Origin of the sequence: Pseudomonas sp. PA-6-3C (assembly GCF_021605825.1) — a bacterium.
GTDB classification, from domain to species: Bacteria; Pseudomonadota; Gammaproteobacteria; order Pseudomonadales; family Pseudomonadaceae; genus Aquipseudomonas; species Aquipseudomonas edaphica.
Genome location: NZ_WKDV01000026.1, coordinates 36,857 through 57,850, shown reverse-complemented (window position 1 = coordinate 57,850; position 20,994 = coordinate 36,857). Strand labels below are relative to the sequence as shown.

Below are 20,994 nucleotides of genomic sequence, written 5' to 3'. Positions count from 1 at the left end.
CCATTAGTTAATTTAGGGTCATGCATGCTGCGCTCCCATTTACCGCTCAATGCGTTGCGCGCATTCGAAGCTTCCGCCCGGCATTTGAGCTTCACCCGAGCGGCCATCGAGCTGTGCGTGACCCAGGCGGCAGTCAGTCATCAGGTCAAAAGCCTGGAGGCGCAGTTGAACGTCACCTTGTTCAAGCGCCTGCCACGCGGCCTGATGCTGACCCGCGAAGGCGAAACACTGCTGCCGGTCGTGCGCGACTCTTTCGACCGGATTGCCCTTACCTTAGGCCAGTTCGAAGGTGGCCATTACCGTGAAGTGCTCACAGTCGGGGCGGTGGGCACCTTCGCCGTCGGCTGGTTGCTGCCGCGCTTGCCGGACTTTCAAAGCCGCTACCCGTTTATCGACCTGCGCCTGTCGACCCACAACAACCGTGTTGACGTCGCCGCCGAGGGTCTCGACTACGCGATCCGCTTCGGCGCTGGCGCCTGGCATGGCACCGACGCCTGCCAGTTGCTTGAAGCGCCGTTGACCGTGCTGTGCGTGCCGCAGATTGCCGAGCAATTGCACACGCCGGACGACGTGCTCAAGCACACCTTATTGCGCTCTTACCGCGCCGATGAATGGAACCTGTGGTTCCAGGCCGCCGGGCTGCCGGCCGACACGCCGGTGCCGCGCAGCATCGTGTTCGACTCGTCCCTGGCGATGATGGAGGCCGCGCAGCAGGGCATCGGCGTGGCCTTGGCGCCGGCGATGATGTTCTCACGGCAACTGGAGAGTGATGTGATTCGCCAGCCGTTCAGCGTGGGCATCAGCACCGGCAGTTATTGGCTGACGCGCTTGCAATCGCGGGCAGAAACCTCGGCCATGGCCGCGTTCAAAGGCTGGTTGAAAGCACACAGCGCCCAGGCTTGAAGTTTTTATTCTTGAAACAAAATGAAACATTCGTGACGGGTTAACCTCTACCGTACCCCGTACCGAGTGCTTCCATGAAAATTCCGCGCCCCTCTGCCCGCATGCCCCACCTCATCCAACTGCGCAACCTGAAGATGGCGCGCTCGGCCCATGCTTATGTGCGCGGCAGCACCGTGCAGTTTTACGAGTGGCTGCACAGCCAGCCCGGCCGCCGCTTGCCCCATGGCCCGGCGATCTGGATCTGCGGCGATTGCCACGCGGGCAACCTCGGCCCCACGGGTGATACCAAGGGCCGTATCGACATGCATATCCGCGACCTCGACCAAACCGTGATCGGCAACCCGGCCCATGACCTGGTGCGCCTGGCGCTGTCGTTGGCCACCGCCGCACGCGGCTCGGACCTGCCGGGCGTGACCACCGCACGCATGCTGGAAGAAATGATGGTGGGCTACGAACAAGCCTTCAAAGACAAGCCCGATGAAGCGCCGCCGCGTCCGTCCCAAGTCAAGGCCGGCATGCGCAGCGCGGTGGAACGCACCTGGAAAAACCTGGCGCGTGAACGCATTGAAAATGCCCGGCCTACTATTCCGTTGGGCAAACACTTCTGGTCATTATCACGGGCGGAAAAGAGCGCGCTGCAAAGTGTTTGCGCCTCGGATGAAATCCACCAGTTGGTGACCTCGCTCAAAGGCCGGCCCAAAGACGCCAAGGTCCAATTGCTCGATTCGGCCTATTGGGTCAAAGGCTGCAGCTCCCTCGGCTTGCTGCGTTATGCAGCCTTGTTGGGCGTGGGCGACAAGGACGACCAGGAATATTGCCTGATCGACATCAAGGAAGCCGTCGGCGCCGCCGCGCCCCGGGCGGCACGCGCGAAGATGCCACGCGACAATGGCCGGCGTGTGGTGGAAGGCGCCCGCCAGCTGTCACCGGGCCTGGGCGAGCGCATGCTGGCCACACGTTTTCTCGATCACGGTTTCTTCATCCGTGAACTGCTGCCTCAAGACATGAAGCTGGAACTCGATGAGCTAAGCGAGATCGACGCCATGCACGCCGCCGGTTACCTGGCCCGCGTGGTCGGCATCGCCCATGCCCGCCAGATGGACCGCGATACGCGCAAGGAGTGGATGGCGGTGTTGCAGGAAAACCGCTCCAAACAGCTGGATGCGCCGTCGTGGTTATGGACCAGCGTGGTGCAGTTGGTGGGCAGCCATGAGCAGGGGTATCTCAACCATTGTCGGCGGTATGCGTTGGAGCACTAGAAGCGGCGCATGAGCGGTGTGGCTGTTTATGGCGTTAATAAAACTCGGCTATTGCTCAGCATTAAACGTGGTGCGCCGCCTATTTTTCTATTCTTTTTTATTTGATAACGGTGTGTCAGCCAATTAACTCGCCACTGACACACCGCCTTCGCAGGCAAGCCAGCTCCCACAGTTGGTTTGTGGTGTGTCAGCAGGTTTTGGGTTGCAGGCACTCCAGCGCACGGTCGGCCAGGGTTTGGGCCATGTCGATCAGGTGTTCGGTGGCACCGGCCATGTGGCGTTGATCGCCTGTCAGGCCTTGGGTGGTGGCGGCTGCGCAGCGCAGCAGGTCGCAGAGTTGGGCGAGGGCGTCTTCGAAGCTGAGGTCGTGATGCACTGTAAAGGGCTGCGGTGAGGTGGGTTGCAGGTAGTGGCTCAGGGCGCGTTCAAATATTTCGCGGCTGGGGGTGAAGCGCGTTGTATTGCTCATGCATAAGCTCCTGATAAGGGGCCTACTTGTTTCAGGTTTCCACACCTGTTCGCTGATAGGCAGCGACAGAGCACAGGCTAGCCAGTGGCATGCGCAGGCGCAAGGCCGAAGGGCTGCTTAGGAAGCTTCCTGCAAGGTTAAGGGATATGGATTGCTGGCCTTTAACACTGCATGTCGATCAGGCAACACCGATCAAAGCTGAGAGGCGGGGTGTTGTGGCGAGCGGGCTTGCCCCGCGTTGGGCTGCGCAGCAGCCCCAGGGGAGTCAACGCGGTTTTCCAGATGTATCGCGTCGTGAGGTGTCAGGGCCGCTTCGCGCCCCAACGCGGGGCAAGCCCGCTCGCCACAAGAAGTTAGCTGCCACAGTTCTGAACGTGTTCAGACCAGGTATTTGCGGAACCAGCCCAACGTGCGCTCCCACGCCAGATTCGCCGCTGCCTCGTCATATCTCGGCGTCGAATCATTATGAAAGCCATGATTGGCGCCCTTATAAATAAACGCCTCATAGGTGGTGCCTGCGGCCTTCAACGCCTGTTCATACGCCGGCCAACCCTCGTTGATTCGCGTGTCCAACTCGCCATAGTGCAGCATGATCGGCGCCTTGATGCGTGGCACGTCCTTCGCTTCTGGCTGCCTGCCGTAAAACGACACCGCTGCGCCGAGTTCTGGATAAGCCACCGCCGCCGCATTGGTCACGCCGCCGCCATAGCAGAAGCCGGTAATCCCGACTTTGCCGGTGCTGCTGTCGTGGTGCATCAGCCATTCGATGGCGGCGAAGAAGTCGTTCATGAGTTTGGTGGGGTCGACTTTTTGTTGCAGTTCCACGCCTTTTTGATCGTTGCCGGGGTAGCCGCCCACGGAGGTGAGGCCGTCGGGTGCCAGGGCGATGAAGCCGGCTTTGGCCAGGCGCCGGGCGACGTCTTCGATGTAGGGGTTAAGGCCTCGGTTTTCGTGCACCACCACCACGGCGGGCAGTTTGCCGCTGGCCTTGGCCGGGCGTACGAGGTAGCCGCGCACGGTGCCGTTGCCTTTGGGCGAGGGGTAGGTGATGTAGTCGGCGACGATGTCTGGGTCAGTGAATTTGACTTGTTCGGCCAGCGCGTAGTTGGGGCTCAGGGCTGCCAGCAGGGCCGAGGCGGTGAGGCCGCCGAAGGTGAACAGCGCGGCGCGGTCGAGAAATTCGCGGCGGTTGAGCTTGCCGTGGGCGTAGCCGTCGTAGAGTTCCAGCAGTTCGGGGGCGAAGTCTTTCGCGGTGAGACGAGTCATCGGAGCAGTCCTCGATTAGCGGTGGTCATCACTGTAGACCAGGATCAACGTTCGCGGCCATGGGCAGAATCTGACAGTTGCCGGGTGTCGACGCGCACGAACACCGAGTCGCCGAGGGCGGTGAGCACGTCACCGGCGTACACCTCGCAGACCACGCGGCTTTTACGCCCCACGTCGCCTTCAACCCGCGCGCGCAGGGTCAGCGTGACGCCCATGGGCGTGGGCTTGATGAATTTGATCCCCAGGTTACCGGTCACGCAGTCGATGCGCGGCAGGCTGCCGGGCTCGCGCAGTTCGTTGCGGTAGTGGTAGGCCATGGCCGTCCAGTTGGAGTGGCAGTCGACCAGCATGGCGATCAGGCCGCCGTAGACCAGGTCCGGCCAGCCGCTGTATTGAGCTTCGGGCAGGTGCTCGGCGATCACATGGATACCATCGGCATCCCAACGGCTTTTGATGTGCAGGCCATGGGGGTTGCTGCCGCCGCAGCCGTAGCAGATGCCTTCGGGCGCGGTGATGTCCTGCAGGGAAGGGGTGTGCATGCAAAGTCCTTATTGTTTCTTTTGGCGACTACTCTGTTTAGCAGGGCACGCTGCGAAAGGGAATAAAACCATGGCATGGCGTGTTAGCTCAGTACATCTGTTCATTTGTCTTGCGGAGTGTTGCATGAAGTGTCGAATGCCCCTGTTTGTAAGCCTGGCGGTGCTCCTTGGTGTGTTTCTCGGCAACGCGCAGGCCGTGGAATACAAAGACGTCAACCGCACCGCCAGCCAGATCAGTTTTACCTTCCAGCAATTCGGGCAGCGCGTGTATGGCACCTTCAGTGACTTTGAAGGCACCCTGACCTTCGACACGCAAAAGCCCGAGGCGGCGCATGCGTTGCTCAAGATCCAGCTCGCCAGCATCGACGCCGGCAGCCAGGACGCCAATACCCAATTGCAGCAACCGGCGTGGTTCGACACCGCGACCTATCCTGTGGGCGTGTATGAGTCCAATGGCGCCACGGCGCTGGGCGATAACCGCTACAAGATCACCGGCAACCTGACGATCAGGGGCATCACGCGGCCGGTGGATATTGAGGTGCAGCTCAAGGAGCAAAGCGGCATCGGCGTGTTTGACGGGGCGTTCATCCTCAAGCGCAGCGACTTCAAGATTGGTGAGGGTGAATGGGCGGGCAACAGCGTGGTGTCCAATGACATCAACATCAAATTCAAGATGGTTGCGCCGCAGCGCTAACGGGCAAACTTCTTGGCCCCGGCCACACAGCCGATCACCGCAACCGTCACCAGCAGCATGCCCAGGCTGACCTGCTCATGCAGCAGGCCCGCCGCCAGCGCCAGGCCGAAAAACGGCTGCAGCAGCTGCAGCTGGCCGACCGCAGCGATGCCACCCTGGGCCAGGCCGCGATACCAGAACACAAAGCCGATCAGCATGCTGAACAGCGACACATAGCCCAGGCTCAGCCACGCCGGCAGGCTGATGCTCGTGAGGGTTGCCGGCGCCAGCATCACGCTCAACGGCGCCACCACCGGCAACGACACCACCAGCGCCCAGCAGATCACCTGCCAGCCGCCCAGGCTGCGCGACAACGTGGCGCCTTCGGCGTATCCCAGGCCGCACACCAATACGGCCAACAGCATCAGCAGGTCACCGGCCGGCGCGGCGCTCAAGCCTTGGGCAACGGCGTAGCCCATCACCAGCAGGCTGCCGAGAATCGAAAACACCCAGAACACCGGGCGCGGCCGCTCGCCGCCACGCAGTACACCAAACACTGCAGTGGCCAGCGGCAGCAGGCCAATGAACACGATGGAGTGCGCCGAGGTCACGTATTGCAGCGCCAGTGCCGTGAGCAGTGGAAAACCGATCACCACACCCAGGGCGACGATCACCAGCGGCCCCCATTGGTGGCGTGCAGGGCGTTTTTCCCTGAACAACCACAACAACAGCACGCCGAGCATGGCGGCAATGGCGGCGCGGATCATGGTCAGAAACACCGGGTTGAACTCCATCACCGCCAGACGCGTGGCTGGCAAGGAGCCGCTGAAGATGACGACGCCGATAAAGCCGTTAATCCAGCCTTGGGCGCTGGTATCCGGTGCAGTGAGGCTTGCGGTGCGTTCCATGGTGAGGGCTCGAACTAGGTGGTTGCGTAAACACCATCCTAGGGGCCAGGATTAAGACAATCAAAAAATTGTCATGGATACACCGCCTATGCCGCGCGCCCGCTACAAGTCGCTGGTCGACACCTTTGCCCAAGACATCCGCAGAGGCGCACTGGCGCCCGGCACACGCCTGCCCACGCACCGGCAATTGGCGGCTGAACATGGCCTGGCGTTGGTCACCGCGAGCCGGGTGTACACGGAGCTTGAAGCCATGGGCCTGGTCAGCGGCGAAACCGGGCGCGGCACCTTTGTGCGGGAAATCGCGTTGCCGCCGGGGCAGGGCAGTGGGCAGATGAATGTGGCCACCGGCATGCTCGACCTGAACTTCAATTACCCCTCGCTGCCCGGTCAGGCAGACCTGCTGCGCACCGCTCTGCGCCAATTGGCGCTGTCGGGCGACCTGGAAGCGCTGTTGCGTTACCAGCCGCATGCCGGTCGCTTGCATGAGCGCGCTGCCGTGGCACGGCATCTATTGAGCCGAGGCCTGGCGGTTGAGGCGGAGCAGGTGCTGATGGTCAGCGGCGCCCAGCACGGCCTGGCGGTGACGATGATGGCGTTGCTCAAGCCTGGGGATGTAATTGCCGTGGATGCGCTGACCTATTCAGGCTTCAAGGTGTTGGCCGAAACCCTGCACCTGGAAATCGTCGCCATTCCCGTGACCGCCAGCGGCCCGGATCTGGCGTTCCTGCACGCGCTGTGCCGCAGGCGCCCGGTGCGTGCGGTGTACAGCATTCCAACCCTGCATAACCCGTTGGGGTGGGTGATGAGCCTTGCGCAACGAGTGCAACTGATTGCCATCGCGCGTGAGCACCATCTGATGCTGATTGAGGACGCGGCCTACGCGTTTTTGGCCGAAGACGCGCCACCGCCGCTGGCCACATTGGCGCCTGAGTGCACGGTGTACGTGGGCGGGTTATCCAAAAGCGTTGCCACGGGTTTGCGCGTCGGGTTTATCGCCGCGCCGTTGGAGTGGGTGAAAAAACTGGAGCGCACGATCATGGCCACCACCTGGAACGTGCCCGGTGTGATGAGCGCGATTGCGGTGGGCTGGATCGAGGACGGCACCGTCGCGCAGCTCGAAGCACAAAAGCGCCAGGACGCACGTGCACGCCAAGCCTTGGCTGCGCAGGTGCTCAAAGGCGTGCCTTACATCAGCCATCCGTGTTCGTATTTTTTGTGGTTGCCGCTGGGGGACGAGGCGCGGGCCGATCAGGTGGCCATGGCCTTGCAGCGCGAGCAGATTTCCGTGTCCACCGCCGAGCCGTTTGCGGTCTCGGCCACGGTGCCGCACGCGCTGCGCCTGGCGCTGGGTTCGGTGAGCATGGCCGCGCTGGGTGAGGCGCTGCTGAAGGTCCGGGAAGCGGTGCGGTGGTAAGCCGCACCGCTTGGCGTCAGTATTTGTAAGCCTGACGCCCGATCAGCAGCCATTTGCCTTTTTGCTTCTGCCAGACCTGGAAGTTGTCGATATCGGTCGGCACTTCGACGCCGCTGTTCACGGCCAGGGCGTGAAAGTGGTTGCGCACCAGTGCGGTGTCGCCGTCCAGGGTGATGGTCTGGTTTTGCATTTCGAGGGTTTTGAACGCGCTGGTGTGGGTTTCCAGGTCAGCGATAAATTGCGCTTTGTTCTGCACCTTGCCGCTGGAGTGGCCATAGGTGAGCTTGTCGGACGTCAGCGCGTGCAGCGCCTTGAGGTCCAGGTGCAGCATGGCTTGGGTCAGTTGGTCGACCGCTTGAGCCACATCCTTTTCGGCCGGGGCAGGCGCAGCTGCGACGTAGCCGGTGAACAGGCACAGAAAACCGATCAGCACTTTGACGTTTGGCATGGGTGTTTCCTTATTGTTGTTGGGGTGAACACGACAACTTAAGTCGTCGTACAACCATGCAATATTTTCGGGGGGCAAGGAAAGTGAAATTTTGAAATATCTCGAAAAGATTAAGCTAGATGGCGTCGTAAATCACATAGCTTCTTGTACGACGTCCCAACACAATAAATAACTGAGGGCGGTACACCTTGTCGCTTCCAGCCCAACAAGCCGATCGCTATGCTACTGCGCAAATAACAAGCCGCCCGAGAGACAACATGGATTTTGACTGGCACAGCGACGCCATCACCCGCGCAACTCCCGTGACCCCACACTACAAAAATACCCAGAACGTTCGCCGTTTCATGCTCGAACACTGCGGCCCGACGTTCAAGTTCGACCGGCCGTTCATGGCCTGGATTCGCAACGACATGCCCAAAACCTTGGGCGATGTGGTGGATGAGTGGAAACGCCGCAACGAGGACGCACGCCCATGACACGCGACGAAAAATACCAGGCTGCCCAGGAACGCATCGGCTACCTGCTGGAGGAATTCAAAATCGGCGGCAACTACACGCCGTTGGTGCGCGATGGCAACCAACTGTACATCAGCGGCCAGATTCCGCGTGTCGGTGATACCCTCATGCTGCCGGGCAAGGTCGGTGAAAGCCTGACCCTGGCCCAGGCGCAAATCGCCGCCAGTATCAGCGCGTTGCGTTGCCTGGGGTTGCTCAAGCAAGCGCTGGGTTCGCTGGATCAGGTCAAGACCCTCGTGCGTATCACCGTGTATGTGCGCAGCGCAGAAGACTTTGATCAGCAAAGTGAAGTGGCCAACGCCGCGTCGGACCTGTTCCACGAAATCCTCGGCGCTGCCGGTGTGCACACGCGCACGTCGGTGGGGGTGATGCAGTTGCCCAAGTCGGCGGCGGTCGAGATCGACATGATTGCTGTCGCACACGGTTGAGTGACCGATGATTACCCAAGGGCTTGAGGTACTGATCGACTACGCCGTGCACTTGGCGCCGGGTCTGCTGCTGTTTGGTGCGTGGTTCGCGTTGACACCGAGAGCGCAGGTGGCGATGCGCATCCTGATTCTGCTGGTGGCGTTTGTGCTGATGCGCGATGTGATGACACCGCTGGGTATGTGGGCGGTGAGTCGCGATGTGCAGATCGCATTCAGTGGCAATGCCTTCGTACTGGCGGCGCTCGGCGGGCTGTCGGTGCTGCTGATCATGCTGCTCTCACGCCTGGCACCCGAGTTGTGGCGGTTGATGCGTTGGTCCATTGGCAACCCGTTGGTTGGCATGGCGGTGGGGGTTGTGGTCGGCTGTTTGATCGGCGTGCCACTGCGGGTTTACCAAGGCATTGATGCAAGCCAGTTCCACGGCTACTGGGTGTGGTTGCCGGGCATGGTGGTATTGGCCTATGGCGCCAATGCGTTGGAGGAAGTGCTGTTCCGCGGCTTTTTGCAGGGTTACCTGGAGCAACAGGTTTCGCCATTGCGCGCTGCGTTGATCAGCGGCGTGGCCTTTGCAGCCTGCCATGGGTTCCTGGCCTTAAGCGTTACCCAACTGGGCTGGCCGGTGTTGCTGTTCACCCTGCTTGAAGGGTTGGCCTGTGCGCTGGTGCGCATGCGTTACGGCGTACTGCCCGCCGCACTCGCCCACGGCACCGCCATCCTGCTGATCGCCGTGCCCTACATGGCCTGACCTGAAACACAACCAGCACTGTGGGAGCTGGCTTGCCTGCGATAGCGTCGGGTCAGTTGGCATAGTTGTCACTGGAAGGTCGCCATCGCAGGCAAGCCAGCTCCCACAGGTTGACCGCGTTCGGTCTGTGGGAGCCCTACATAGCTCGACTTGAAATACAGTCAAAATGTGGGAGCGGGCTTGCTCGCGAAGACGGTCTGTCAGTCACCTGATGCATGGCTTGATGTGCAACACAACCAAAACTGTGGGAGCTGGCTTGCCTGCGATAGCGTCGGGTCAGTCAGCATCGTTGTCACTGGAAACCAGCCCCCACAATGTTTACAACGGCGGTGTGCGCGGCGGGATCAGGCGTTTGCTGCCGGTGGCTTCATACGCGCTGGCAAAGCTCAGCAGCGCCGAATCATCGTAAGCACGACCGGCAAAGGTCAGGCCGACGGGCATGCCGATGTCGGCCATCACGCCCATCGGCACGGTGACGGTGGGCACGCCGAGGTGGCGGATGGCGAGGTTGCCGTTAGCGACCCACACGCCATTGCTCCAGGCGATGTCGGCACTGGCTTCGTTCACGTCGGCATCTGCCGGGCCTACATCGGCCACGGTCGGGAACAGCACCGCATCGAGCCCAAGCGTGTCCATCCAGTCTTCCAGGTCGATGCGCCGGGTTTGCTCCAGGCCGCGCAAACCGTCCGGCACCGTGCTGATCTCGTTCCACGGCGTGATGCCGCGCTCGGCCATGCGCACGTATTCGTCCATGCCGGCGGCCAGGTCATCTTCGCGGTTGGGCAGGGTGCCCGGGTCGTGCGGGAAGATTTTCGGCCCGTCGACATCCGCCAGGCGGTTGAGCGCCGGGTCGTTGTTGGCGCGCAGGAAGTCATCGAAGGCCCAGGCCGACAGTTCCCACAATTCGTCGTGCAGGAATTCCTTGGAAACCAAGCCACGGGTAAACACGGTTGGCGCGCCAGGGCGATCGCCTTCGCAGTTGGACACCAGCGGGAAATCCACCTCGATCACTTCGGCGCCGGCGGCTTGCAGCGCCTTGCGTGCAGCTTCCCACAGGTCGATCACGCTGGCGCGGGTGTTGATCTTCTGCCCGGTCGGCCCGCCAATGCCGGGCTTTTCGCTGGTGCCCGCCTCGGGGTCGGCATTGATGTACATGCGCGGCACGCCGAAACGTTTACCGGCGAGGGCTTCGCTGCTTACCGCCAAGTCGGCGTAAGACACGGGGCGCACCGACGCTACGCTTGGGATTGGCACCCAGGGCTGCAGGCGCCACAGGTCGCCACGGGTGTCGGAGTCTTCGGCGACCACCACATCCAGCACTTCCAGCAGGTCGGCCATGGTGCGTGCATAGGGCACCACCACGTCCATGGTCGGCGTGAGCGGCCAGTTGCCGCGTACCGAAATCACCCCACGGGACGGTGTGTAGGCGCACAAACCATTGTTGGACGCCGGGCCACGCCCGCTCGACCAGGTTTCTTCAGCCACACCAAAGGCGGCGAAGCTTGCCGCCGTGGCGGTACCCGCGCCGTTGGACGAACCGGAGGCAAATGGTGCAGTCAGGTAGTCGGCGTTGTAAGGGCTTTCGGCACGGCCATACACACCCCGCTGCATCCCGCCATTGGCCATCGGCGGCATATTGGTCTTGCCCAGGCAGATGGCGCCGCCCGCTCGCAAGCGTTCGATGGTGAAGGCGTCGCGCTGCGCAACCAGCTTGGCAAAGGCCGGGCTGCCGGATGCGGCCGTAAGGCCCTTGACCAGGTAGCTGTCCTTGGCGGTATAGGGAATGCCGTCCAATGGCCCCAACGTTTCGCCCCTGGCCCGGCGCGCATCGGACGCTTCGGCTTCTTTGAGGGCTTCAGGGTTGCGCACTACCACGGCGTTCAAGGCGGTGGCGGTCTGCGGGCCGTCATAGGCATCGATCCGCGCCAGGTAGGCGTTTACCAGTTCAACGGCAGTGGTCTGGCCGGTTTCAAGCGCCGCGCGCAGTTGGGCAATGGAGACTTCGGTAACTTGCATCACGTTTTTTTCGCCGCCTTCAAGTGGGAGGTATGGCGGCAGTCTACGGACAGATATTTCACAAAACCAGCGCGGCATGCTCCGCATAGGCGGCGCGCATGACTTGCCACGTCGGCTCGTCAGCCGGAATCAGATGCTCGATACGCAGCGACGTGAGGGTGATGTCCTGGGGCATGCCGAACGTGGTGAAGGTCGACAGAAAGCTCAGCTCGCCCTGGGGTGAGCGGATGCGCGTCAGCGCCAAGGGCGGCATGTGGCCGGGTGGTTCGGTGTGGGTGGGCGTCGGCAGGCTGGCTAATAAAACCGCCAATTCAGGATTGCCCAACGCCTCCCGGCTGGCGCGTTGCCAGGCAAGCGTGCGGATCTCTTCGGCGTTGATCAGGTGGTCGCCAAAGCCGCCGGTTTGCAGCAGCGTGGTCAGCAGGTTCAGCCCGTCTGCCGCATCCGGTTCAAGCCCCAACAATTCAAACAGGACGCCGGTACTCGCATTCGCCGCCAGCACTTGCCATTGGCTGCCGAGCAGAATCGCCGGGGCCGGGTTATTGGCGTGCAACACATGGCTGACGGCTTCGCGAATCGCGGCCATGGCCGGTGAGGCGAGCGGGGTGGCGGTGTAGCGTGGCGCGTAGCCGGCGGCGAGGAACACGCGATTGCACTGCTCAAGCGGCACATCCAGCGCGGTCAGTAAATTGTGCAACGTGCCCGGGCTCGGCTTGGCGCGACCGGTTTCGATGTAACTGAGGTGGCGTTGCGAAACGCCGGTGATCAGCGCCAGGTCCAGCTGGCTCAGCTTGGCGTGGCGACGCAGTTGGCGCAGTTGGTCGCCGGCAGTAGTGTCCATGGCGGGTTCATAACCTGTGAGGTCATTGCGAGGGCCAAGACCTTATCACTATCGTGAGCTTCATTCACTTCAAGGACGAGACCATGCACAGACCCTCTATTGCCCTGGTCGGGTTAGTTGGATTTTCACTCTATACACTGGTGACGATGCTCACCGCCGAGCAATCGCTGCTGGCTTTCGGGCGGCAATTGATGTCGCGGCCGGACACCGCGCAGGTGGTGATCGACCTGTACCTGATGGCGGTGCTGGCGTGTGTGTGGATGTATCGGGATGCGCGCGGGCGCGGGCGGTCAGTCGTGTCTGTGCTGCCGTATTTTGCGCTGACGGCGGTGTTTGTTTCGGTGGGGCCGTTGCTTTATATCGTCGTCAATGGGTTGCGCGATGAATGACCTGCTGGCTATCTACGCAGGCTGTGTGCTGGTGCTGTGCCTGAAAATGTTTGCGATTTCCTGCTATCAGGGTTTTTGGCGGATTCGGCGGCGGGCGTTCACCAACCTTGAAGATGCGGCGTTCTTCAGCCGCATGGCGCAGCCACAAGAATTGCCGCACGTCGTGAGGGCGCAAAGGGCGTGGGCCAATGACCTGGAAAACATCCCGCTGTTTTTTGTGTTGGGCGGATTATGTGTGGCGCTGGGGAGTTCCCAGGATGTCACGGGTTGGCTCTTTGGCGTGTTTACCCTGGCCCGATTGGCGCACACGGTGACGTATCTGGCAGGGCTGCAACCCTGGCGCACGCTGGCCTATGCAGTGGGCGTGGCCTGCCTCTTCGGGCTCGGTGCCCTGGTGGTCTTGAGGCTGAGATGAAATCCCCCATGGCTGAGCAAACTTATTGTGGCAAGCCCGCTCGCCACAAGAAAACCTGGCCATAGGCAAGGGATTAAGGGTTCAGAAACGCCTGGTAATTGTCTTTGGTGATCTGCTGATAAGGAATGGTCAGCTCAGCCACATAGGGTTCCTTCTTGACCATCTTCACCGCCAGATCAATCGAGCCGACGGCCTGGCCTTTGTTGTCCTGATACACCGTCACCAGCAACTGGCCCTTCTTCACCGCGTCCAGCCCCGCTGCGCCGCCATCGCTGCCGGCCACCAGGATATCCTTGCCCGGTTGCATGCCCGCCTGGCTGATCGCCATGGCGGCGCCAATCGCCATTTCATCGGCATTCGCCGCCACGGCATCGATTTTGCGTCCGGACACAATCCAGTTGCTCATCAGGTCAATCGCCTTGCCGCGCTGCCATTCGGCGCTTTGCTCCTCGACAATCTTGATGTCCGGGTAATCCTTGAGCACCGTCTTCACCCCCAGCGTGCGGTTGTGCGTGGCGTTGTTGGACAACAGCCCGAGCATGATCGCTAGGTTGCCCTTGCCGCCCATTTTCTCTGCCAGGTAGCGCATCTGGATTTCCCCGGCCTTGATCTCATCCGAGCCAACATAACCCACGCCCGGCGGCACGTCCTGGAACTCCGGGCGGCGGTTGACGTACACCAGCGGGATCTTGGCCTGCTGGGCATTGACGGTCATTTTCTGCGTGGCCGCCGTGTCCACCGCGTTGACGATAATCGCGTCCATGCCCTGGGCGGTAAAGTTCTGCACCTGATTGAGTTGGCGCACCACATCGCCCTGGGCGTCTTCAAATTGCAGGGTCACGCCGGGTAGCTCCTTGGCGTGGGCCGCCATGTAGTCACGCATCTGTGCGAGGAACACATCGTCGACCTGGGCGATGCTCACGCCGATACGTATATCCGCCCAGGCCCAGGGCGTAACAGCGAGGGTCAGCAGTGCTGCGAGGAGTTGCTTCTTCATGGTTATGCTCCGTTCTTTTTGTTGTTGTAAAAGCAGTGGGATTCACGCCTGGCGCTTGGCCCGCAGTTGCGCCACGGCAGCGGCGAAGTCTGAATAGGGCCAGCGTTCGTCAAGGGCTTGTTGCATTAATTGCTGCCCGGTTTGCGGGGCGAGCCCGTGCAAGGGCGGGTCGGTGTCGAGGTTGGTGGGGAAGGCATAACCGTCGGCCGTACAGGCGATCACCGCTTCGGCATTCAACGCAGGGTTGGCCAGCAACACCGGGTACACCGCGAGCATCATGCGGTCGCGGTCGAGGGCTTCCATGGGCTTGCCGAACGCCGACGAGATTTGCAGCAGGTTGGCCATACGCCGATGGTGGGTCGTGCGGTTGGTACCCGCCGCGTGGAACAGCGCCGGGTTGAAGAACAGCAGGTCGCCCTTGTTCAGCGGCAATTGCACGGCGTGCTGCTGGAAGTAGTCGATAAACTCTGCGCAGCGCCAGGCCAGGTAACCCAGCGGGTATTGCTGGGAGAAGGGCAGCAGTTGGGTCGGCCCGCTTTCCAGCGGCATATCCGAATGGGCCACCGCGCCTTGCAGCGTCAGGTATTGCGACAACAGATGCAGCGGCAGCGGAAAGCGTTCAACCACCTCAGTGGTCTGAAAGCCCAGGTGATAGTCACGGTGCGGCTGTTGCGCCTGCCCGCCAGGGTGGACCACGTTCACTTGCGCGGTCATCTGAAAGCTCGGCCCCAGCCACGCTTCGGCGATCAAACCGAGCAGCGGGTTGGCGTAGTACTCGGCAAACGATTCCGGCGACTGCAGCGCGGCTTTCTGCAGCGAATTCCAGATGCGCCCGTTGCTGCCGGCCTGGGCAAAATGGTCGGAGGCCACGCCTTGCGCAGCCTCATGGGCAAAGATCGCCTCGAATACCTGGCTATGGCGATCGACCACCGCCAGGTCTTCATAGGCCTGGCGCACCACCATCACCCCAGGCCCGTCGCGGAACAGGTGATGCAGCTCATCCATGACGCGCAAGCGCTCGCTGTTGCGTAAAGTGCCGGCCTGATAGATCGGCACATTGCTCACCACCTCGGCACACAGCGGGTAGTCCTCGGCGTTGGTCCGTTGGGCGCAAATACGGCTGAAATCCGCCAGGCGCACCGCCGCGCCGGTCACGAACGCCGACATCACACACCTCCCGGCAGGCTCAGCGCCTGGTGCGGTTGCGGGCTGCCGCTGTCGGTGCAGCCGACCACGCCTTGCTCCAGGTCGATCACCGAGCCGGTCATCATCCCGGCTTCACGCGAGAGCAAAAACGCCACGCTTTGCGCCACTTCTTCGGGCTTGAGCAGCCGCCCGAACGGCTGCGCGCGCTCGGCCTCGGCCAGCCAGCCGTCCTGCGCGCCGTGGTATTGGCGCTGGATCTGATCCTCGTGAGGCGTGTCCATCCAGCCGATATTCAGGCCATTCACGCGGATGCGATTACGCAATGCGCTGAACGCCACGTTCTTGGTCAAAATCGCCAGCGCGCCCTTGGACGCCGCATAGGCGCTCAAAAACGATTGCCCGCCATGCCCGGTGATGCTCTGGATATTCACCACCGCGCCTTCCACGCCGGTGCTGATCATCAGCTTGAGTGCTTCCTGCATCAGAAAAAACGGCGCCCGCACGTTCACCGCAAACAGCCGGTCAAACAGCTCGGGCGAGGTGTCGAGAATAGTGCCGCGATCCGACATGCCGGCGCAGTTCACCAGCCCGTGCAAGGTGCCGAAGTGGGTGCGTGCTGCGTCGATGATCGCACGGCAATCCTCGACGTTTTCCAGGTCGGCCTCGACAAAAAATGCCTGGCAATCGAGCTGTGCCAGTTGCCGGACCTGCTCTTCGCCCTCGGCGCGGCGGCGCCCGCAGACGATCAGCCCGGCAGCGCCACGCTGCGCCAGGGTATGTGCCACGGCAGCGCCCAGCCCCTGAGTGCTGCCGGTGACAACAAAATATTGGCCGTTGAATGCGCTGGCGAGATCGGTGTGAGGCATGCGGTTCTCCTGAAATTGTTGTTGTTTTATCGACCCGGCTCGACGCCGGGCAAAACTGAGACTAGCATTGCAAAACCTCAGTAACGCCCAAAAAAGACCTCAAAAACACCTCAGGCGAACCGCATGCTCGAACGCGCAAAACACTTCTCCATCAAGCAGCTCGCGACCCAGGCCGGCGTGAGCAAAGCCACGGTCGACCGCGTGTTGCACCAGCGCGGCAGCGTGCATGCGCAGACCACCCGGCGCATCGAGCAGGCGCTGGATGAGTTGGAGGCCCAGGAAAAAAACGGTCTGGCGGTGGGGCGCACGTTTCACGTCGATGTGATCATGCACACACCCCAGCGCTTCAGCGCGGCGGTGCAGGCGGCGATCACCGCGCAATTGGGCAGCTTGGCGCCGTTTCGCATCGCGCCGCGTTTTCACCTGTTTGAAGAAATCGAACCCCAGGCCATGCATGACCAATTACTGCGCTGCCTCGACACCGGCAGCCAGGGCGTGGTGCTTAAAGCGGCGGATGAGCCGGCGGTGAATCAGGCCGTCAAGCAGCTGATCGCGGCCGGCATTCCCGTGGTAACCCTGGTCACCGACCTGCCGCAAAGCGAGCGCATCGGTTATGTAGGCATGGACAACCGCACCGCCGGCCAAACCGCGGCCTACCTGATGTCGCGCTGGCTGCCGGCGCAACCCCAGGACGTAGCGGTGGTGATCGGCAGCGAACTGTTCCGTGGCGAAGAAGAGCGCGAGATGGGCTTTCGCGCCTGGCTGCGTGGGCGTGCCCCGCACCTGCGGGTGCTGGATATCAGCGGCGGCTATGGCGTGTACGACCGCACGTTTGAGCGCGTCACCCAGGCCCTCAAGCAACACCCCGAACTCAAGGCGGTGTACAGCGTCGGCGGCGGTAACCGCGCGATTGTCGATGCCTTCACCGCGCTCGAGCGCCCGCTGGAAGTGTTTATCGGCCATGACCTGGACGAAGAAAATCGCCAGCTGCTGCTGGAAGAAAAAGTCGCCGCGATCATCGACCACAACCTGCAGATCGATGCCCGCAGCGTGTTTTTGCACATCCTGCAACACCACCGGCTATGGAAAGCCGGGCCGATTGCGCCGTCACAGGTGCAGATCGTGACACCGTTCAACCTGCCGGACTGAAGCTCCCTCAATAACAACGCCAGGAGTTCGACCATGCTACGTATTGCCGTTTTAGGTGCCGGGCGCATCGCCAAAATCCACGCCGCCAACGTCGCCGCTCACCCCAACGCCACGCTGGTGCTGGTGGCCGACCCCTGGCACGAAGGTGTCGACGCGCTCAGCACACAATTGGGCTGCGAAGCGGCCTATGACTGCGCCGCCGTGCTTGCCCGCCAAGACATTGATGCCGTGGTGATCGGCACGCCCACCGACACCCATATCGACTTGCTGCTGGCAGCGGTGGCCGCAGGCAAGGCGGTGCTGTGCGAAAAGCCTATCGACCTGGATATCGCCAAGGCCCGCAGCGCCGCCCAAGCCGTCGAACGCCTGGGCGGCAAGGTGATGCTCGGTTTCAACCGACGTTTTGACCCCGACATGCTGCGCCTGCGCCAAGCGCTGGACGCCGGCCAGATCGGCGCCGTGCGCCAGGTGATCATCACCAGCCGCGACCCCGGCCTGGCGCCGCGTGACTACCTGGAACACTCCGGTGGCATCCTGCGCGACATGACCATCCATGACTTCGACACCGCCCGCCACCTGCTCGGCGAGGAGCCGGTGCAAGTCAGTGCCTTCGCCAGCCGCTTGGTGGACCCGAGCCTGGCCGACATCGACGACTACGACAGTGTGATGGTGCTGCTGCGCACGGCCTCCGGCAAGCAATGCCACATCAACTGCTGTCGCCAGGCGGTGTACGGCTATGACCAGCGCGTGGAAGTGTCCGGCGCCACGGGCGTGCTGCTCACCGACAACCACCGCCCCAGCACGTTGCGCCATTGGAGTGCCGACCACACCGAAGCGCTGGAGCCGTTGCAGCACTTTTTCCTCGAGCGTTACGCGGATGCTTATCGCAATGAGCTAACACAGTTTATTGACGCGCTGAACGCTGGCCGAGAGCTACCGACCAGCGTGCGTGATGGCCTGTATGCCTTGCACCTGGCCGATAGTGCATTGGAGTCGGTGAAGACCGGGCGCAGCGTAGCGGTGCATTACGACCTTTAGCCGAACGTGCCGGTCTGGTCCACCAGACGAATGCTGTCGCGCCCGCCACGCTTGGTTTCGTAGAGCGTGGTGTCGCCTTGTTCGATCAGCGCGGCCAGGCTTGCCGGTGGTTGGTCGAACAGGTTGGCGCCGATGCTCAAGGTCACCGGCGCCGGCGTGGTAAAGGTTTCAGCGGCGACTTGCTGGAACTGTTCACGCAAGCGGCTGCCCAGCTCGACAATCTGCTGGGTCGAGGTGTTGTTCAGTAGAATCAAAAACTCGTCCCCACCCAGGCGCGCAGCTAACGCACTTTGGGGTACGACGCTGCGGATCATCTCGCTGAGGGCGATGAGCAAACGGTCGCCGGCGGTATGGCCGTAGAGGTCGTTGACCCCTTTGAAGTTGTCGATATCGATCAACAGCACGGCGCCTGGCTGGGCCGACGAGACTTGCGCCAACAGGCGGGGCGCTTGCAGGTCAAGGGCGCGGCGGTTGAAGAGCGCAGTGAGTGGGTCGCGGGCCGCCAGCCGCGCGATGTGCTGCTCGCGGCGGTAGCGTTCGGAGCCGGTCATCGACAGCGCGATCAACATGATCGCCATCGCACCTTCCACCAGGGACACCTGGATGATTTCGCCCTTGAAGGCAGCCAGGTCAATCAGTGTGCCGGGGATCATCACTGACAACGCTTTGGCTACATAAAACGCGCCATGGATCAGCAGCACATAGCGCAACTGCACCGCGCCGATGCTGAGTGATTTGCCGTGCGGGCGCAGCAAAAAGCTGGCGCGCAGAGTCGGCGCTGCCACCAGCAGCGACTGCACCGCCAGCATGGCTTTGGACCATGGGAGCTCGGCTGGAAGCATCAGCATTCCCAGCCACACCAGCAGCATCAACAGCCATAGCGGTGAAAGGCGCGCCTGGGTAAAACGCGCCACGCCGAGCAGGAACAGAAAGTGCGCAGTCACCAGCAAGCCGTTGGCGAACCAGATGCCGATCATTAACAGGCCACTGCCGCGCAGCAACGCCAGGGTGGAGCCGACGCTGATGGTCGCAAAACCTGCGGCCCAGAACAGCAGGGAAGCCTCGCGTACGCTGCGCCATTCAATGGCCAGATACAACGCGGCAGCGGCGGCTAGCGCGATGGTCAGAATCAGAATCGTAGGAGGGTCGAGCGTCATGTCGTGCCGGGCTGCCTGGGTGTGCGCTTGAAAATCGGGATTGTAAGCGCACACGCAGGTTTTTCAGAGCATTCCGGCTAATAGCACACGGCCAGCCGATAATCGGCGGGTCAGACGCCTTTGGTCGAAGGCAGCAATATCGTGAGGATGCCCGCCAGCGGCAGGAACGAGCAGATCTTATACACGTACTCAATGCCGTGGTTGTCAGCGAGCAAGCCCAGCAGCGCAGCACCAATGCCGCTGAAGCCGAACATCAGGCCGAAGAAGATACCGGCGATCATGCCCACATTGCCCGGCACCAGTTCCTGGGCGAAGACCACGATGGCCGAGAAGGCCGAGGCGATGATAAAGCCGATGACCACGCTGAGTACGGCGGTCCAGAACAGGTCGACGTAGGGCAGGGCCAGGGTGAAGGGCGCCGCGCCGAGGATCGAGAACCAGATGACTTTCTTGCGCCCGATCTTGTCGCCAATCGGGCCACCGGCGAAGGTGCCCACGGCCACCGCGCCAAGGAACAGGAACAGGTACATCTGCGAACTGGCCACCGACAGCTGGAACTTCTCGATCAGGTAGAACGTGAAGTAGCTGGTCAGGCTGGTCATGTAGAAGTATTTGGAGAACACCAGCAGCGCCAGCACCACCAGGGCAAAGGTCACGCGGCCTTTGGACAGGCCATGAGTGGCCTTGCCGCCTTGCTTGAGCTTGAACAGGTTGAGGTGGTTGCGGTACCAGCGGCTCAGGCCGTACAGCACCAGAATCGCAAACACGGCGAACAGCCCGAACCAGGCGATATGGCTCTGGCCGTAAGGAATGATGATCGCCGCCGCCAGCAATGGGCCGAAGGCGCTGCCGGTGTTGCCGCCGACCTGGAAGGTCGATTGCGCCAGGCCATAACGCCCACCGGAGGCCAGGCGTGCGACGCGCGAGGTTTCCGGGTGAAAGGTCGACGAGCCGACGCCCACCAGGGCCGCCGCCAGCAAAATCGCCGGGAAGGTGCCGACAAACGCCAGCATCAGAATGCCGATCAAGGTGCACACCATGCCGGCCGGCAACAGCCAGGGCTTGGGGTGGCGGTCGGTGTGGTAGCCGATCCAGGGTTGCAGCAGCGAGGCGGTCAATTGGAAGGTCAGGGTGATCAGGCCCACTTGGGTGAAACTCAGCCCGTAGTTGGCCTTGAGCATCGGGTAGATCGAGGGCAGCACGGCCTGGATCAGGTCATTGATCAGGTGGGCCAAGGCGCAGGCGCCGAGGACGCGCATAACCAAGGGGCTCACTTGGGGTGTAGTGGTTGCAGCGGCGGGTGACGCGGTAACGGTCGTCATGCAGGCATTCCATACAGGGCAGCAAACTGAGGTGGCGAGTACTTGAGCCCGGCACCCATTTCTAATTGTTTCGGCGGTTATGCTAAATTCG

At 62.0% G+C, this 20,994-nt stretch carries 23 protein-coding genes; 11 read left to right on the top strand and 12 right to left on the bottom strand.

Annotated features, from left to right (window positions below; all coding sequences use genetic code 11):
• Positions 1-24 precede the first annotated feature (24 nt).
• Positions 25-903 (top strand): LysR family transcriptional regulator, encoded by an 879-nt coding sequence (locus GIW48_RS18045; protein WP_017137470.1) that lies wholly within the window; start codon positions 25-27, stop codon positions 901-903.
• Positions 904-977: 74 nt separating this feature from the next.
• Positions 978-2,162 (top strand): DUF2252 domain-containing protein, encoded by a 1,185-nt coding sequence (locus GIW48_RS18040; RefSeq protein ID WP_026013734.1) that lies wholly within the window; start codon positions 978-980, stop codon positions 2,160-2,162.
• A 187-nt stretch (positions 2,163-2,349) separates the two neighbouring features.
• Here the strand turns inward: GIW48_RS18040 and GIW48_RS18035 are convergent, their stop codons facing one another.
• From GIW48_RS18035 to GIW48_RS18025, 3 genes are all read right to left on the bottom strand, one after another.
• Positions 2,350-2,631, bottom strand: coding sequence for a DUF6124 family protein (locus GIW48_RS18035; RefSeq protein ID WP_236461387.1), 282 nt, complete (start codon positions 2,629-2,631; stop codon positions 2,350-2,352).
• A 378-nt stretch (positions 2,632-3,009) separates the two neighbouring features.
• Entirely contained in the window at positions 3,010-3,897 is an 888-nt protein-coding gene (gene yghX, locus GIW48_RS18030) for a YghX family hydrolase (protein ID WP_170037701.1), read from the bottom strand.
• Between the two features lie 44 nt (positions 3,898-3,941).
• Positions 3,942-4,436 carry a PaaI family thioesterase gene (locus tag GIW48_RS18025; protein WP_065931619.1) on the bottom strand — a complete coding sequence of 165 codons (495 nt, stop codon included), beginning with the start codon at positions 4,434-4,436 and terminating at the stop codon, positions 3,942-3,944.
• Between the two features lie 136 nt (positions 4,437-4,572).
• Here GIW48_RS18025 and GIW48_RS18020 point away from each other — a divergent pair, with 136 nt between their 5' ends.
• The gene (locus GIW48_RS18020; protein WP_395599751.1) at positions 4,573-5,130 is read left to right on the top strand and encodes a YceI family protein; all 558 of its coding nucleotides are present in this window, start codon (positions 4,573-4,575) and stop codon (positions 5,128-5,130) included.
• On the opposite strand, the gene GIW48_RS18015 is transcribed toward GIW48_RS18020, so the two are convergent.
• Positions 5,127-6,017 carry a DMT family transporter gene (locus tag GIW48_RS18015; RefSeq protein ID WP_236463000.1) on the bottom strand — a complete coding sequence of 297 codons (891 nt, stop codon included), beginning with the start codon at positions 6,015-6,017 and terminating at the stop codon, positions 5,127-5,129. The genes GIW48_RS18020 and GIW48_RS18015 overlap by 4 nt on opposite strands.
• Before the next feature lie 88 nt (positions 6,018-6,105).
• On the opposite strand from GIW48_RS18015, the gene GIW48_RS18010 reads away from it, so the two are divergent.
• A complete protein-coding gene (locus tag GIW48_RS18010) occupies positions 6,106-7,431 on the top strand; it encodes an aminotransferase-like domain-containing protein (protein ID WP_236463003.1) in 1,326 nt (441 codons plus the stop codon).
• 16 nt (positions 7,432-7,447) lie between these two features.
• Here GIW48_RS18010 and GIW48_RS18005 read toward each other — a convergent pair whose 3' ends face one another.
• A complete protein-coding gene (locus GIW48_RS18005; RefSeq protein WP_017138971.1) occupies positions 7,448-7,879 on the bottom strand; it encodes a nuclear transport factor 2 family protein in 432 nt (143 codons plus the stop codon).
• Positions 7,880-8,136: 257 nt separating this feature from the next.
• Here GIW48_RS18005 and GIW48_RS18000 point away from each other — a divergent pair, with 257 nt between their 5' ends.
• The 3 genes from GIW48_RS18000 to GIW48_RS17990 are packed head-to-tail and all read left to right on the top strand — an operon-like array spanning position 8,137 to position 9,567.
• On the top strand, positions 8,137-8,355 hold the full coding sequence (locus GIW48_RS18000; protein ID WP_099549633.1) for a DUF6434 domain-containing protein: 219 nt from the start codon (positions 8,137-8,139) through the stop codon (positions 8,353-8,355).
• A complete protein-coding gene (locus GIW48_RS17995; protein ID WP_017138969.1) occupies positions 8,352-8,822 on the top strand; it encodes a RidA family protein in 471 nt (156 codons plus the stop codon). The genes GIW48_RS18000 and GIW48_RS17995 overlap by 4 nt, the downstream gene beginning before the upstream one ends.
• Positions 8,823-8,829: 7 nt before the next feature.
• Positions 8,830-9,567, top strand: a complete 738-nt coding sequence (locus GIW48_RS17990; protein ID WP_236472912.1) for a CPBP family intramembrane glutamic endopeptidase — start codon at positions 8,830-8,832, stop codon at positions 9,565-9,567.
• Positions 9,568-9,885: 318 nt separating this feature from the next.
• Here the strand turns inward: GIW48_RS17990 and GIW48_RS17985 are convergent, their stop codons facing one another.
• Together GIW48_RS17985 and GIW48_RS17980 are read right to left on the bottom strand one after the other, a co-directional pair.
• Positions 9,886-11,586: an amidase gene (locus GIW48_RS17985; RefSeq protein WP_177033235.1), complete on the bottom strand. Its 1,701-nt coding sequence runs from the start codon at positions 11,584-11,586 to the stop codon at positions 9,886-9,888.
• Between the two features lie 55 nt (positions 11,587-11,641).
• Positions 11,642-12,424, bottom strand: coding sequence for a helix-turn-helix domain-containing protein (locus tag GIW48_RS17980; protein ID WP_099549636.1), 783 nt, complete (start codon positions 12,422-12,424; stop codon positions 11,642-11,644).
• Between the two features lie 83 nt (positions 12,425-12,507).
• Between GIW48_RS17980 and GIW48_RS17975 the strand changes: the two genes are divergently transcribed.
• Both GIW48_RS17975 and GIW48_RS17970 read left to right on the top strand, forming a co-directional pair.
• Positions 12,508-12,813 carry a DUF2834 domain-containing protein gene (locus tag GIW48_RS17975; RefSeq protein WP_026013836.1) on the top strand — a complete coding sequence of 102 codons (306 nt, stop codon included), beginning with the start codon at positions 12,508-12,510 and terminating at the stop codon, positions 12,811-12,813.
• Positions 12,806-13,228 carry an MAPEG family protein gene (locus GIW48_RS17970; RefSeq protein WP_017138964.1) on the top strand — a complete coding sequence of 141 codons (423 nt, stop codon included), beginning with the start codon at positions 12,806-12,808 and terminating at the stop codon, positions 13,226-13,228. The genes GIW48_RS17975 and GIW48_RS17970 overlap by 8 nt, the downstream gene beginning before the upstream one ends.
• A 73-nt stretch (positions 13,229-13,301) precedes the next feature.
• Here GIW48_RS17970 and GIW48_RS17965 read toward each other — a convergent pair whose 3' ends face one another.
• From GIW48_RS17965 to GIW48_RS17955, 3 genes are read right to left on the bottom strand one after another with little or no spacing between them, the layout of a single operon-like run.
• Complete coding sequence (locus tag GIW48_RS17965; protein WP_017138963.1) at positions 13,302-14,225, bottom strand: sugar ABC transporter substrate-binding protein; 924 nt, start codon at positions 14,223-14,225, stop codon at positions 13,302-13,304.
• Positions 14,226-14,267: 42 nt separating this feature from the next.
• Positions 14,268-15,392, bottom strand: coding sequence for a phytanoyl-CoA dioxygenase family protein (locus GIW48_RS17960; RefSeq protein ID WP_236462816.1), 1,125 nt, complete (start codon positions 15,390-15,392; stop codon positions 14,268-14,270).
• Complete coding sequence (locus GIW48_RS17955; protein WP_017138961.1) at positions 15,392-16,237, bottom strand: SDR family oxidoreductase; 846 nt, start codon at positions 16,235-16,237, stop codon at positions 15,392-15,394. Before GIW48_RS17955 ends, GIW48_RS17960 begins: the two co-directional genes overlap by 1 nt.
• Before the next feature lie 123 nt (positions 16,238-16,360).
• Here GIW48_RS17955 and GIW48_RS17950 point away from each other — a divergent pair, with 123 nt between their 5' ends.
• Together GIW48_RS17950 and iolG are read left to right on the top strand one after the other, a co-directional pair.
• A complete protein-coding gene (locus GIW48_RS17950) occupies positions 16,361-17,386 on the top strand; it encodes a LacI family DNA-binding transcriptional regulator (protein WP_236462813.1) in 1,026 nt (341 codons plus the stop codon).
• Positions 17,387-17,419: 33 nt separating this feature from the next.
• Positions 17,420-18,424 (top strand): inositol 2-dehydrogenase, encoded by a 1,005-nt coding sequence (gene iolG, locus GIW48_RS17945; protein ID WP_236462810.1) that lies wholly within the window; start codon positions 17,420-17,422, stop codon positions 18,422-18,424.
• On the opposite strand, the gene GIW48_RS17940 is transcribed toward iolG, so the two are convergent.
• Positions 18,421-19,581 (bottom strand): GGDEF domain-containing protein, encoded by a 1,161-nt coding sequence (locus tag GIW48_RS17940; protein WP_017138959.1) that lies wholly within the window; start codon positions 19,579-19,581, stop codon positions 18,421-18,423. The two genes, iolG and GIW48_RS17940, sit on opposite strands and share 4 nt — an antisense overlap.
• A gap of 110 nt (positions 19,582-19,691) precedes the next feature.
• The gene (locus GIW48_RS17935) at positions 19,692-20,903 is read right to left on the bottom strand and encodes an MFS transporter (protein WP_017138958.1); all 1,212 of its coding nucleotides are present in this window, start codon (positions 20,901-20,903) and stop codon (positions 19,692-19,694) included.
• Positions 20,904-20,994 lie beyond the last annotated feature (91 nt).